We start from the raw sequence: 12,304 nt of genomic DNA, 5'->3' as shown, positions 1-12,304 counted from the left end.
GATACGTGTCGTCGATACGGGCGACTTCATCGTCTGTCAATGCACGTCCAGCGCGACCCATCAGATAGCCGAAACCACGCACTTCGATAAACAGCACTTGCCCGGATCGATCCAGGCCACACGTTTTGTCTATCGCGAAGAACAACAGGAAAGTCGGAATTCCATTGCTATTAAACAGTTATTCCGGCAGTGTGACTATTCACGATCACCAGATCCGCCTCGACAACCCATGCACGAATATCGCTTTCTCCGCCTATGTTCAACAACATCGAACCGTTCATCACAACGCCGGCAGTACCACCAGGTGCGAGCTTAACAGGATGTGCTAGAGCCAATCATAGTTCGCATTACTGACAGATAGAATGCCAAAACGCTACCTCAGGTTGTACTCATCGCAGGCCCAATACTTAATGTTAAAAAAAATTAGCCATAGTATATCCCATCTACATGCCGGCGTGCTGATCGTTTATAAATGTTTCATTCTAACGCGCGTCACTGTTGTTGATACCGTGAAGGTGAAGTTTCTTTACCATCCGCTAGGTCTGCTCGACGCTCTCCTGGCCAGAGATAGAAAAATCCCTCGGGTTGCCGTCATACTCGTACCATGACCCTCTCGTTCTGCACGAACATTCCGCCCGAGTCATAACACGGATCGTACACCCGACCACTGGACGGCTTGAGGACTCCGAGAATTACTTTACACAATGCTGGATGGGGTGAAGAACTCGCCGCCTTGCTGTCCGTCCATGCGAACAGAATTGCCCAGAAAGTACTCATACACCTCTCCTATCAGTTCCCATGCACGATAGGAGCCCTGCCGACTGAACCGTGCATTGTCGACCAGCTCGCCCAGTCAACACTGGTCAACGATTGTATTATGTCTGCAGCAGAGTGCCGACCACTGCCAAGTTAGCCGCCATTATGGTATCCATGGCCTCGTCAATGAGCTTACCGAATTTTTTGGCTTTTATGTTGTCCACCAAAATTTTTCAGTGCGCAGACAGCAATACCGGAAACATGCCGTTAGCTTGTTCGTCACCAGCGTCGCAGGTGCACTCGAGAAACACTAGGCTGAAGATAACGTCCTTACATATTGGTCAGACAACAGCGATCCGCGCAGCTTATCGTCAGCCCTCCAGAGCGTGTCCTTAAGCTCCTTCACCGTCGACAGTGCCTACAGCTCGCTAGCCAGTGCCATACTAATCTTGAGCCTGCGGCACTTGGCCAGTATGCTGGCCCTCACCGCACACACCGACGATGTGCAATATCATGCAGACTCAATTGGCCTTGAGGTCGACACGCACGGCCAACCGGCCGTCTAGCAACAGTTGCCACACGTAATAGCCGTACCGGCGTTTGACCGCTGGCGTATAGATAGCGAAAGCCAAACAGCCGATCTACCTACCCGCTGCCGAAATGAAGATCAACGTGCCGAACGAACGAAGCACATCCGGGTGGCTGTGGTTAGCCTCACGGAGGCAAACAATGCCTTGGCAACCCACTTGGTGTCGCTGCAGTTTCATCAGGAACCCTTCGCCATACGTGGTGTAACTGCTAAATACACCTCGCTCTACCCCCGGTACTGGGCCCAAGTTAGCCGACAGTCACCATGACATCGTCAACCAACTGCGGGTTGGCTTTGACGATATGATTGCCCCAGCAGCCATACTGGTAATGACACATCTACCAACTGGTAATGACACATCTACCAACTGGTAATGACACATCTACCAGCGCATCATCTAGGGCCATCAGGGTGGCCTTGTATGCCCAGTACTCCACCAGCAACCGTGTCGAGCGGGCACCATGAATCCATACGCGGCGCAGTCCAATACGTAGCAGTTGTACGGCCCAAGCCGACTAAAACATAAACGCGTAGTGTGCGCACCGACACCGACTGCAGCACGTGGATCCGCAAGATCAACCGCTTCCAATGCGTACGGTGATTGGGCCAGCCGGTTTGGGCTCTTGTGCCGTAACCGCCATTCAACGGGCCTACACGGTCGTTAAGGTACTTATGAACACGCGCCGCGACGATGCAATGGGAATACCGCCCGCCTTCGGGGAAAGCAGCGCTCATAAACGATGGTAGCTATGCAACCGGTACCGTAGTCCAGAGCGGCTCACCAGCCACTCCCCTGTCACACCCACCCACGTGTCGTTGAGCACCGGGGCCAGTGCGTCATCATCCTCACGAGGCAGGTCGGTGTCTACCTCGGTGACCTCGCAACGGGTCGCCAGCGGCAACGCGAGCAGATAAATCTGCTCACCGCCAATCACCCACGTCTCAGATTCGGCATCAAACTTGGAAATGGCCTCTTCGAGTGAACCGAATACCTCCGCTCCCTCAGCCATGAAGCTAGTTTGACGACTCAGTACGACATTTCGGCGTCCTGGCAGCGGGCGAACCCCAGCCGGCAACGAATCCCAGGCCCGTCGGCCCATCACCACCGGATGACTCATTGTCAGCTGTTTAAAGCGGACCAGATCTTCGGGCACTCGCCAAGGGATACCGCCGTTGCGCCCAATCACACCCGTCGTCGACTGAGCCCAGACCAGGCCTAGGGTCATACCGCGACTGGGGCTTGAATCACCGGGTGCGGATCATAATTCGTGATGACGACATCCTCATAGGTGTAGTCGAAGATCGAATCACGCTGTACTAAAAAGAGTTCCGGATACCGTCGAGGTTCGCGGCTGAGCTGCAACCGCACCTGCTCGACGTGATTGTCGTAGATGTGGCAATCGCCGCCTGTCCAAACGAACTCACCAACTGAGAGGCCGGCCTGGGCGGCCATCATGTGAGTCAGCAGCGCATAGCTGGCAATGTTGAACGGCACACCAAGAAATAGGTCGGCGCTGCGCTGGTACACTTGACAGCTCAGTCGGCCTTGGGCTACGTAAAATTGGAAGAATGCATGACATGGCGGCAGCGCCATCTGCGGGATTGCACCGACATTCCAAGCCGACACGATGATACGCCGAGAATCTGGGTTAGTACGCAGCAAGTCCAATGCAGTGCTAATCTGGTCAATGTAGCCACCCGAGGAGGTCGGCCAAGACCGCCACTGAACACCATAGATCGGCCCGAGATCGCCTGTACTGCTGGCCCACTCATCCCAGATGGTGACTCCATGCTCACGCAGCCAGGCGACATTGGAGTCGCCACGCAAGAACCACAGCAACTCGTAGACCACAGACTTGAAGTGCACCTTTTTGGTCGTGACTAACGGGAACCCGGCCGACAGGTCGTAACGCAACTGCTGGCCGAACAGACTGCGGGTCCCAGTGCCGGTGCGGTCCGCTTTAGCCACACCGCGGTCAAGCACGAGAAGCAGTAAGTCCTCATAGGGCGTCGTGATCGGCACGCGGCTAGTTTAGCGGCGATCGCAAGCGCGGCGAAGCCGGACCCGGCGGCTCGATGCCACAGAGCCCATGATTTGCATCGCTCCGCAAAAGAGCATGTCGAACCTCACCAACAACCTCACGACGTCCGACGGCCGTTGCCCCGTCCAGTTATTCACCTCCAAAGGAGAAAGGGCCCGGCCTGACGTGGTAGTTGTACGCCGACGGCATATGGGACATGATTTACTAGATGGTGGCCAAACTGGCCAAGTTCAGCTACGCAATGCTGCTGCCCGACGTGTATTACACTTTTATGGCCACCAAGCCCCGATCAACACGACAACAGCATTCAGCAACGCTTAAAGAACGTAAGCGGATGATTTCCATATATAGGGAACATCATATCGGATACGATGGCCGCGACGGCAGCGCTTTCTTCGACTATCTGGCCGCACGCCCCGAGGCAGCCGGGAAGCGATGCTACGCATACGACTATTGCATAGGTGGATAGACTTCAGTGGAGACGTCAGAGCGGCAACCGGACCGCGTTGCTGCCGCATCCTTACCACAGTGGCGGCCTGGCAACTCGAAACCACGAATAGCCTGGGCGCCTATTGGCCGACCGGATGAGAGCCACGGTCTATGTAACCGGTGCCAAAAACGACGCGTCTGTTCACCCCAGACCACGCCGAACAGCTCGACAAGGCGCTGACAACGACCGGCTTAAGCACCACATCGGAATAGTATTCGGCCGCCTACAAGTTCGCAGTCCCGGATAGCTTACCGTATGACGCCGCCAACAAGCAGCATTGGACGGCGATGACTGAGGTCTTCGGGGGCCAAGCTGGCTGGCTAATAGACACTTGTGCGATCTGGCCCGTGAGCTGTGGCGCATGTCACGAGGACACCATCGCCGCCGACGGGTTGATCAGCGAATATCATGTAAGGCTTGAAGAAAGTTGCCATACGTGGGTATGATCTGGAGCGCATCCCAGCGAATATCCCGGGTTCTCCAACTTAGTGGCCCAGTGTGCTCTAAAATAGTTATTTAGTTGATGACTTCCTGAAGCGCGATTCGGCGGCCACCTCCAACCAGCTACGCTGCTTATGGGTATCGACACCTCACTAAAGTTTAGAAGAACGAGCGTACCTTCATGCAAGAAGGAATGATGTTCCCGGCCCGCTGCGCCGGATTATTTGGGATCAGCGAGTCACCTTCCTCAAGTCGTACTGAGATCTCGTCCCGGAGTTCTTGCCCCAGTCCAAGGTTTTTCATCTGATCCGTCATCTGCTGAAAATTGCATGCAGCGAATCGAATCGCTAAAGATGGATGATCAAGCGCTGTAAATATCCCGTGCGCTACAGGCATCGTTATTACCGCGGATACAACAACCACTGGTACAAGCGCTAGACGCTCACCGAACTTGAACCAATTTTGAGCAATTTCGACCTATCACAACTCACTCTTTTTCAACGCTATCTCATGTGCTCAAAAACAGGGCCGTGTACTATCTGCAACACTTCAACATACACGCCCATTGCCTTGCTCTCCACAACTCACAGGAATTTAACAGTCCGCCGGTTGCGGCCGTCATCTTTGACTTCGTCGTCGCTGGTCACTCAAGCGAGGCGTTGCTGCCCAGCGTCCAGAACGCCACACCGCCGAAGTATGCACCCATCCTGGGTAACAGTGAACTGCGCCAATGAAGCAACGTTGTCGCGGTCCTACCGGCGACTTATCTAGAGATTTTCCAACGCGAACCGTATGCGGGGCAGCCCTGAACCGCACCGCTGAACCAGTAATAGGCACATGGAGTTGCCTGGCACAGATAGTTATCACTGAGCCGTGCAGCGAGCTCTGGCCGAGCAACATAAGAAACATTGGGCCCACAAACTCGGTGGTGCTAACGCTGGACCACTGGCGGCGCCGATCACTGAACTGGCAAGTCCACCAATTCAGCTAGTTGGGCCAGATGACGGTAGGCGGCGACAACGGCCAACTGGTCGCTTTTAGCCCGCCTTAAGTATCAGGTGCGTCGGATACTCCCACGTCATTCCAATACTGCCGTGTAGCTGTACGCACTCCTCAGCGACATGCATAGCAATGCCACTGCAGGAAGCCTACGCGACGGACACGGCGATGGTCGCATCTGCACCGATCCTGGCGCACGCGTCGACCAGCGTAGTGGGTCAGCGGCCGTCACATCGATCTACTCTGTGCCGCCAAACAGCACCGCGCCAACCTTCTCTCTCATGCCACCATCGGACACCGCCAACACGCAGGCATCCGTGACATGGGGAGTTGCCAGCAACACCACCTCAACCTCGACGCCCGAGATGTTCTTACCACCGCGGTTGATGACGTTCTTGAGCCAATCAATGATGTATAATTAATTTATAATGTTGATATAAGTCATGTCGCCGGTGTCAAATCAGCTGTCCACAATGCAGGCCGAGGTGTCCTGCGGCCAGTTTCAGTGACCGGTCATCACGTTGGCGCCGCGCACTGTCAACTTCCCTACACTCGTGCCGTGACCGTCAGTGACGCCACCAAAGACCAACTGAGAGAACGCATATCCCATCGAATCTGTATGCTCTACAGCCTCCTGGGCAAGCAAAGCAGTCATAAGCGGACGCGACCTCACTTATGCCATACCTGTTGAACACCGTGGCCTGCGGGAAGGCGTTCTTCATCCGGTGCGCGAAGATCGTGGCGATCGGTGCCCCAAAACGCCAACACCCAATTGATTCTCACGGGGTAACGCGCCGCGACAAAGTCACCCAGTCCCAAACCGTCCGCGTGCCGCCCTTCGACGACTCGTTAAGCATGCTGCCGCAATTGCCGTTAGAGGATCATCAGATCACCATCCAGCTCGACTATAACCTCGCTGTTTAGGCGGTTATTGACCTGCTCGGCAAGCACGTTTAGCAGCGTGTCGGCCAAGCGGTCGTAATGCGGGATGAGTTTGCTGCCATGGGGAACTCCCGTCACCGTAAACGGGTTGTCGCCACAGGAAAGTTCAATGACAGCGAGCATGTCCGCTTCTTCCGGTTACTCCATAAGTGTCGCGGCAAGCGTGCCACCCAATTCGTGGGCCCGTTCACGCACCGCGGCGTCGATAGGACCGACGACCTCCAACACGTCTGCAGCCTGAGTCAACAACAACCCAGTCGTGAGCTTGCCGACGGCGACCGCGGCCCCGACAGTGTCGTTGTTACCATGCACCCACAGGCCATAGGGGCGGCCCGCCACGTGATCCAGGCTCGAGTAGTAGACTGTGTCAAAGAAGTGCTTAAGTGCTCCGGACATGTAACCAAAGTTGGCGGTGGTGCCAAATAAGTAGCCGTCGGCGTCAAGCATATCCGGGATAGTCGCGGCCAGTGCCGGTCGGGCAAACACGTTCACGCCTTCGACCTCGGGGTCGTTGGCTCCGGCAAGCACTGCCTCCAGCAACTCGCGAGTAGTCGGCGACGGGGTATGGTGCACCACCAGCAACCTCTTAGTCACTGGCGGACCTGTCGCGCTCATGGAATTCGAGGGCTGTCTGCATGGCTTCCCGTGCGCGACGACGATCCCCCGCATAGTCGTAGGCCCGAGCCAGCCGGTACCAACGGCGCCAGTTGTAGGGATCACTTTCTAGCTCAGCACGTACGGTGGCAAACAGCGCGTCGGCCGCGTCTCGCTGTATGCGGCCCGAGGGTCGTCGGGGCAGCGCGCTGGTGTCGAGCTCCATTCCGTCTGTCGCGATCAGGCGGGCCAGCTTCTGATGTGCGAATCCGGCTCGCAAAGTAGCGATCATCGCCCACAGCCCAATAAGGAGTATTATCAACAGCGCCAGCCCCAGACCCACGTCGGCTGCCCGGCCTGAGCCGATCATCGCGACGGCCATGCGGCCCAACAACACGAGGTATGCCAGCATCGCAAGACACAAGGTAGCGATGAACCACTGATTACACAGGTTACGTCTGGTCATGATGTCATTTATTGCAGGTGGAGCAGGGGCTCGAGACCCACCGTAAGTCCAGAAAGTTCAGTGATGCGACGCACCGCTAACAGCACGCCGGGTACAAACGATGTACGGTCTAGGCTGTCGTGACGGATGGTCAACGTCTCCCCTTCCGTACCGAACAGCACCTCCTGATGGGCACTCAGCCCGGCCAGCCGCACTGAGTGCACCGGGATGCCATCGATGTCAGCACCGCGGGCACCGGGCAAGCTGATGCGGGTGGCATCGGGGTTGGGCAGCAAGCTTTTTCGAGAATCAGCGATCAGCATCGCGGTGCGCGTCGCGGTACCCGAGGGTGCATCGGCTTTATACGGGTGATGCAGCTCGATGACTTCCGCTGAGTCAAAGAACGGCGCGGCCTGTCTGGCGAAATACATCGAAAGCACAGCGCCTATCGCGAAGTTCGGCGCGATCAGCACTGCTGTTCCGGGCTGATCGGCCAGCCATGACTGCACTTGCTGCAATCGCTCAGCAGTGAAACCGGTGGTACCAACCACGGCGTGAACTCCGTTGCTGATAAGGAACTCTAAATTGCCCATCACAACATCCGGATGGGTAAAGTCGATGACGACCTCGGTGTCCCCCTCGGTCAGCAGGCTCAGCGGATCACCGGAGTCCACCTCCGCGGACAGTGTCAGATCTTCGGCGGCCTGCACGGCCCCCACCATCACCGACCCGACTTTGCCTTTGGCTCCCAGCACACCTACCCGCATAGTGCTCACCTTAGACCGAACTGTTGAAGAACTTGGCCGTCTTGACGGGTTACAAAGTGGTACAGCTCGTCGGGCCGCCGCGAAAACACAACCTTATAAACCGACGGAAAGCACCTTTCCCGCATCATCGTCAAAACTATAACGTCTTGGCAATCCGAACTGTACGGCCAACAATCACCGGTCTTGAGGTTGATCCGGCCTTGACCCCACACGAGATCAACTTCTATCGGCAACGGCAGCTGTTCAATGTCGACCGGCAGTGGGCGAAGCATGGGCGTCGACCTGTGGTTGAGGATCGCCACAAGTTGCTTCGCCCCCTCCCTGACGCGCTCATTTAGCGCAGTCCACAATCAGCTCCTCTAGTCCAACCGTGTCTGGCGTATAACTAGGAAACGACGTCCAGCAAGCGATCGTCTGCGAGCTTACAAGGACCTTGTCACTGAGCCATCCACGCACCGCCTCGACGACAGGCTGTTACCGGTGAACACCGCTACACGTAAGCACTTTCATGGCATATGGATCTTAACGTCTCACATCACCACAATGATAACAGAGAATTCACGCAAGATGGCCGGATGAACATTGTCGGACTCGCGGACTTTTCCATAGCAGTCGAGTATACCATGCCTTTCGGCGGCCCGAACACAATATCAGTGTAGAAGATACCGTGGTTTAAGATCTTGCCCGAGTTAACCTGTCAAACTCGACACATTTACAGGAGCTGTGATAGACATGGGCAAACCGACCTTGGACGACCTCGATCCGCTTGTCCGGTTACATGTGCTGAAAAATGGCAACGGCGCGTCAGCAGCAAATCGCGGTGAGTCATGATGTGCTCTCGAGGCTGGCCAAAGAAAATCCCGCCTATATCGGCAGCCTGGTCCACAAAATGGTTGCTGATTGGCTGCGCTGAAACTCACCACCGGCTGAAGAACGTCGAACAGTTGTCGCCGCGTTTAACACTCACCGATTGGTAACTGTAACCAGATTGGCCAGCTATCTACCCAGGGCGCAGCAAAACGGCATCCTATACGGTCAACGCCTGTGAATAATTCAGACCTTCTTACGAGATCTTCCAGACGCAACGCCGACCAATGCGGTAGCACACACCGAACAATTTCTTACCCAGCAAGCAGTGAAATTGCGTACCGACCAGCTGGAGAAAATGATGTACGGGCATACGATGCTGATGAACTTAAGTGGGAGATTTTCTGACTCCGACTGCGCGTGTAAACGCAGTTTTACTTGGGTATAGGCAACGTCACGATGGGGTGAGCATCGGAAAACTGAGCACGTCCCCGGAGTTGCGCGCCAATATCGATGCGTGAATGGCGTGATTCGCCGCTCCTAACATGTGCAGCCCGGACAACCAATCGCCCTGTTGCAGCCGCCAACCCAGAGAAGAGACGACAGACAAGGACACGCAGAGCCACGCACAACGTCAACATTAATGTATTAATGTATTTAATACCTAGGTTCGGGGAAAGCTCGGGCGACCCGAAGTTCGTTATACGCAATGGGCTACCAGTCATCGTCATCGTGTCGACCACGCTTCAAGAGCTGACGTCGGGCGCAGGCCGTGCGGTGACGAGCGGCGGTACACCGGTACCGATTCGCGACCTGATCCGGATAGCCAGCTATGCCTACCACTATCTAGCTGCGTTCCAAGCTGCCCAATGTACTTCGGCCGATCTCGCCGAGAGTCATCACCTAGCGAATGGTCCTGTATGCGAAGGATCACGGCTGTACACATCCCCCGCTGTGACACACCTGGCTATTGGTCCGAAGTGCACCACGTAGATAAGTAGTCAGCCAGCAGCTTAACCGATGTCGACAAACTCACCTTTACCTGTAAAGTCTAACCACATGCAGGCCGGAGAGAGCTGACGAACAAAGGAAACTTCCCAACGACCGCACCGAATGGGTCCCACTGCCACATCCAGATCATGGCCAGGTCAAAACGAACGACTATCACTACCCGGAAAGCCTATTCAATACCGGCCAGCGCTGATGTACGGGCAATCAGGCGTCGATGACCACCCAGTTGCTTTTGGCCCGCGATACGCAGACCAGCATTTCGTCATTGCCATCAGCGTTGCTTCTACTCCAATATAGCTGTCCAGCAAGGACTTCAACCTTAAATTTCCGACAGAATCCTTGCTGGCACAAGTACGCCGTCGTCAGGTCGCGGTCGAGCGTGATGTCAAGTGTCGACCGATTCGCCGGAATGCTGAGCACACGTTGCGACCGTGCGAATTCCAGCTCGAAGAGGATCCCGTACCCACGATCGGCGACGGCCTGAACCGCTCGTGGCAAAGATGTTCCCCAGTTCAACGTCGGTGGTGGTTAAGGTCACGCTCCAGCACTTGGCGCGGTACTGATTGTGGCCCACAAATACCGCACCTGGATGACCAGCATCGCCTTTGCGCCGCTCCATCGAAACCGCCTCCTCGGTCAGCGCCGCTAGTGTCAACAGGCCAATGATCAGCTCATACACCACCTCGGGACAAGCATCGATCTGCACGGTGACCGTCACCGGTGGATTGGCCGTCTAACGATGACACCCAGCTGTTGCACGCCAATCAGTTTCAATGTCTAGCTGGACACAGCCCCGCACAAATGCTCACAGATCGGGACATCTGGGTATCCGCAACATTGGCATCAGCATTGAAGTTTTCCACCACGAAAGCGTGTAGATCGTCGGTGTCGCATGCAGCAACGTGCAAGATGAAATCGTCGGCACAGCCCAAAAATATAGAAATCCATCACATACCGCTTGCGGCGGATCTGTTGGATGAAACTGCGGATCTTCCCACATAAGTTGGATTGCAGGTTGACCAAGATCATCGCCTGCAGCGGCAATCCCACCACGACTGGATCAGTGTCGGCACAGAAACCTCAAATGACACCGAGGTCCAAAAGCCGCCGAACTCGGCCGTGACACGTTGACAGCGCAATCCTGACCACCTCCGCGAGTGCGTTGTTGGTTATCCAGGCACCGCCGTGTAACAAGCTCAGAATTCTGCATCTAAATTACTATCAAAATGATTGCGGACCATCCGAACTTTCTTCACACTTGAGCGATAACCTCAACGATCTTGTGCCAGGGAGCAATTATGCGAGTCGGTATTCCGACCGAGACCAAAAACAACGAATTTAGGGTGGCCATCACACCGGCCGGGGTAGCCGCCTTGACGCGCCGCGGCCACGAGGTACTGGTACAAGCAGGCGCCGGGGAGGGTTCAGCAATCTCTGACGCGGATTTCAAGGCAGCGGGTGCCCAACTAACCAGCCCCCCCGAGCAGGTGTGGGCCGAGGCCGACCTGCTTCTCAAGGTCAAAGAACCCATGCCTGCCGAATATGCTCACCTGCAACACAGCCAGGTCCTGTTCACTTATCTGCATCTGGCTGCTTCACGTCCTTGCACCGACGCGTTATTAACCTCCGGCACAACGTCAATCGCCTACGAAACAGTGCAGACCGCCGACGGCGCACTGCCGTTGCTGGCTCCGATGAGCGAGATTGCCGGACGACTGTCGGCACAGGTAGGAGCCTATCATCTAATGCGGACCCACGGAGGGCGCGGCGTACTGATGGGCGGAGTGCCCGGCGTCGAGCCCGCTAACGTGGTCGTGATCGGCGGCGGCACTGCAGGCTACAATGCCGCTCGGATTGCCAGTGGCATGGGCGCGACAGTCACGGTTTTTGATGTCAACATCAACAGGCTTCGGGAGCTCGACGCGGAGTTCGGGGGTCGCCTCCATACCCGCTACTCGTCGGCCTACGATCTAGAAGGTGCCGTCAAACACGCCGACCTGGTGATCGGCGCCGTCCTGGTGCCAGGAGCTAAAGCTCCCCGGCTGATATCGAATTCTCTTGTCGCACATATGAAGACCGGTGCGGTACTGGTCGACATTGCCATCGATCAGGGCGGCTGCTTCGAAGATTCACACCCCACCACCCACGATCAGCCGACGTTCATGGTGCATGACACGCTATTCTACTGTGTGGCAAATATGCCGAGCGTGGTGCCCAAGACGGCGACATTCGCGCTGACCAATGCGACGATGCCATATGTACTCAAGCTTGCTGACCACGGCTGGAAAGCGGCCTGCCAATCGGATCCCGCACTGGCAAAAGGTCTTTCGACACATAACAGTGCACTGTTGTCTGAGCAGGTAGCAACCGACCTAGGATTGGCTTTCACCGAACCGGTGAGCGTGCTGACCTAGAACGCTA

The 12,304-nt window shown here is 56.0% G+C and carries 14 protein-coding genes and 4 pseudogenes; 6 read left to right on the top strand and 12 right to left on the bottom strand.

All coding sequences use genetic code 11. From position 1 onward, the window contains the following. Window positions 1-43: 43 nt before the first annotated feature. From MUBE_RS18070 to MUBE_RS09955, 5 genes and pseudogenes are all read right to left on the bottom strand, one after another. Window positions 44-145, bottom strand: a pseudogene (locus tag MUBE_RS18070) (hypothetical protein); the annotation flags it as partial. Between the two features lie 446 nt (window positions 146-591). Beyond that, window positions 592-660, bottom strand: coding sequence for a hypothetical protein (locus MUBE_RS19045; protein ID WP_279386711.1), 69 nt, complete (start codon window positions 658-660; stop codon window positions 592-594). 37 nt (window positions 661-697) lie between these two features. After that, window positions 698-790 carry an N-6 DNA methylase gene (locus MUBE_RS19040; RefSeq protein WP_279386710.1) on the bottom strand — a complete coding sequence of 31 codons (93 nt, stop codon included), beginning with the start codon at window positions 788-790 and terminating at the stop codon, window positions 698-700. A gap of 1,286 nt (window positions 791-2,076) precedes the next feature. Next, window positions 2,077-2,571 carry a dihydrofolate reductase gene (locus MUBE_RS09960; RefSeq protein ID WP_116540398.1) on the bottom strand — a complete coding sequence of 165 codons (495 nt, stop codon included), beginning with the start codon at window positions 2,569-2,571 and terminating at the stop codon, window positions 2,077-2,079. Beyond that, complete coding sequence (locus MUBE_RS09955; RefSeq protein WP_116540397.1) at window positions 2,568-3,368, bottom strand: thymidylate synthase; 801 nt, start codon at window positions 3,366-3,368, stop codon at window positions 2,568-2,570. Before MUBE_RS09955 ends, MUBE_RS09960 begins: the two co-directional genes overlap by 4 nt. Window positions 3,369-3,595: 227 nt before the next feature. On the opposite strand from MUBE_RS09955, the gene MUBE_RS18060 reads away from it, so the two are divergent. Further along, entirely contained in the window at window positions 3,596-3,856 is a 261-nt protein-coding gene (locus MUBE_RS18060) for a dienelactone hydrolase family protein (RefSeq protein ID WP_243632982.1), read from the top strand. A 974-nt stretch (window positions 3,857-4,830) separates the two neighbouring features. Next, complete coding sequence (locus tag MUBE_RS09940; protein WP_116540395.1) at window positions 4,831-5,052, top strand: hypothetical protein; 222 nt, start codon at window positions 4,831-4,833, stop codon at window positions 5,050-5,052. 224 nt (window positions 5,053-5,276) lie between these two features. Here the strand turns inward: MUBE_RS09940 and MUBE_RS18055 are convergent. After that, a pseudogene (locus MUBE_RS18055) lies at window positions 5,277-5,520 on the bottom strand (acyl-CoA dehydrogenase family protein); the annotation flags it as partial. Window positions 5,521-5,819: 299 nt separating this feature from the next. Continuing rightward, window positions 5,820-5,990, bottom strand: coding sequence for a hypothetical protein (locus MUBE_RS15875; RefSeq protein ID WP_165849800.1), 171 nt, complete (start codon window positions 5,988-5,990; stop codon window positions 5,820-5,822). 2 nt (window positions 5,991-5,992) lie between these two features. Between MUBE_RS15875 and MUBE_RS15870 the strand changes: the two genes are divergently transcribed. Beyond that, window positions 5,993-6,241: a hypothetical protein gene (locus MUBE_RS15870; protein ID WP_165849799.1), complete on the top strand. Its 249-nt coding sequence runs from the start codon at window positions 5,993-5,995 to the stop codon at window positions 6,239-6,241. Between the two features lie 156 nt (window positions 6,242-6,397). Here MUBE_RS15870 and MUBE_RS09925 read toward each other — a convergent pair whose 3' ends face one another. Genes MUBE_RS09925 through dapB form a run of 3 tightly spaced genes read right to left on the bottom strand, consistent with a single transcriptional unit; the run spans window position 6,398 to window position 8,065 of the window. Beyond that, window positions 6,398-6,874 (bottom strand): flavodoxin family protein, encoded by a 477-nt coding sequence (locus MUBE_RS09925; RefSeq protein WP_207801687.1) that lies wholly within the window; start codon window positions 6,872-6,874, stop codon window positions 6,398-6,400. Continuing rightward, a complete protein-coding gene (locus MUBE_RS09920; RefSeq protein ID WP_116540392.1) occupies window positions 6,846-7,319 on the bottom strand; it encodes a hypothetical protein in 474 nt (157 codons plus the stop codon). Before MUBE_RS09920 ends, MUBE_RS09925 begins: the two co-directional genes overlap by 29 nt. Before the next feature lie 8 nt (window positions 7,320-7,327). After that, window positions 7,328-8,065 carry a 4-hydroxy-tetrahydrodipicolinate reductase gene (dapB, locus tag MUBE_RS09915; RefSeq protein ID WP_116540443.1) on the bottom strand — a complete coding sequence of 246 codons (738 nt, stop codon included), beginning with the start codon at window positions 8,063-8,065 and terminating at the stop codon, window positions 7,328-7,330. Between the two features lie 1,048 nt (window positions 8,066-9,113). Here dapB and MUBE_RS18050 point away from each other — a divergent pair. Both MUBE_RS18050 and MUBE_RS20355 read left to right on the top strand, forming a co-directional pair. Beyond that, a complete protein-coding gene (locus MUBE_RS18050; protein ID WP_341537705.1) occupies window positions 9,114-9,320 on the top strand; it encodes a DUF222 domain-containing protein in 207 nt (68 codons plus the stop codon). Between the two features lie 65 nt (window positions 9,321-9,385). Continuing rightward, window positions 9,386-9,865: a DUF222 domain-containing protein gene (locus tag MUBE_RS20355; protein WP_424399075.1), complete on the top strand. Its 480-nt coding sequence runs from the start codon at window positions 9,386-9,388 to the stop codon at window positions 9,863-9,865. Window positions 9,866-10,087: 222 nt separating this feature from the next. Here the strand turns inward: MUBE_RS20355 and MUBE_RS18040 are convergent. Further along, window positions 10,088-10,383: pseudogene (locus MUBE_RS18040) on the bottom strand (2Fe-2S iron-sulfur cluster binding domain-containing protein); the annotation flags it as partial. Window positions 10,384-10,660: 277 nt separating this feature from the next. Next, window positions 10,661-11,089: pseudogene (gene aldR, locus MUBE_RS09895) on the bottom strand (HTH-type transcriptional regulator AldR); the annotation flags it as partial. A gap of 92 nt (window positions 11,090-11,181) precedes the next feature. Between aldR and ald the strand changes: the two are divergent. Next, window positions 11,182-12,297, top strand: coding sequence for an alanine dehydrogenase (gene ald / locus MUBE_RS09890; RefSeq protein WP_116540390.1), 1,116 nt, complete (start codon window positions 11,182-11,184; stop codon window positions 12,295-12,297). The last annotated feature ends 7 nt before the right edge of the window (window positions 12,298-12,304 follow it).

Origin of the sequence: Mycobacterium uberis (genome assembly GCF_003408705.1) — a bacterium.
Taxonomy (GTDB): Bacteria; Actinomycetota; Actinomycetes; order Mycobacteriales; family Mycobacteriaceae; genus Mycobacterium; species Mycobacterium uberis.
Note: the sequence above shows the minus strand (reverse complement) of the source record. Positions and strands in the feature narration are given on the sequence as shown.

Coding starts and splice junctions, on each gene's coding strand:
- ald (WP_116540390.1), top strand. CDS start 11,182: ATGCGAGTCGGTATTCCGACCGAGACCAAAAACAACGAATTTAGGGTG.
- MUBE_RS18060 (WP_243632982.1), top strand. CDS start 3,596: ATGGTGGCCAAACTGGCCAAGTTCAGCTACGCAATGCTGCTGCCCGAC.
- MUBE_RS09925 (WP_207801687.1), bottom strand. CDS start 6,874: ATGAGCGCGACAGGTCCGCCAGTGACTAAGAGGTTGCTGGTGGTGCAC.
- dapB (WP_116540443.1), bottom strand. CDS start 8,065: ATGCGGGTAGGTGTGCTGGGAGCCAAAGGCAAAGTCGGGTCGGTGATG.
- MUBE_RS20355 (WP_424399075.1), top strand. CDS start 9,386: ATGCGTGAATGGCGTGATTCGCCGCTCCTAACATGTGCAGCCCGGACA.
- MUBE_RS09920 (WP_116540392.1), bottom strand. CDS start 7,319: ATGACCAGACGTAACCTGTGTAATCAGTGGTTCATCGCTACCTTGTGT.
- MUBE_RS15870 (WP_165849799.1), top strand. CDS start 5,993: ATGCCATACCTGTTGAACACCGTGGCCTGCGGGAAGGCGTTCTTCATC.
- MUBE_RS09960 (WP_116540398.1), bottom strand. CDS start 2,571: ATGACCCTAGGCCTGGTCTGGGCTCAGTCGACGACGGGTGTGATTGGG.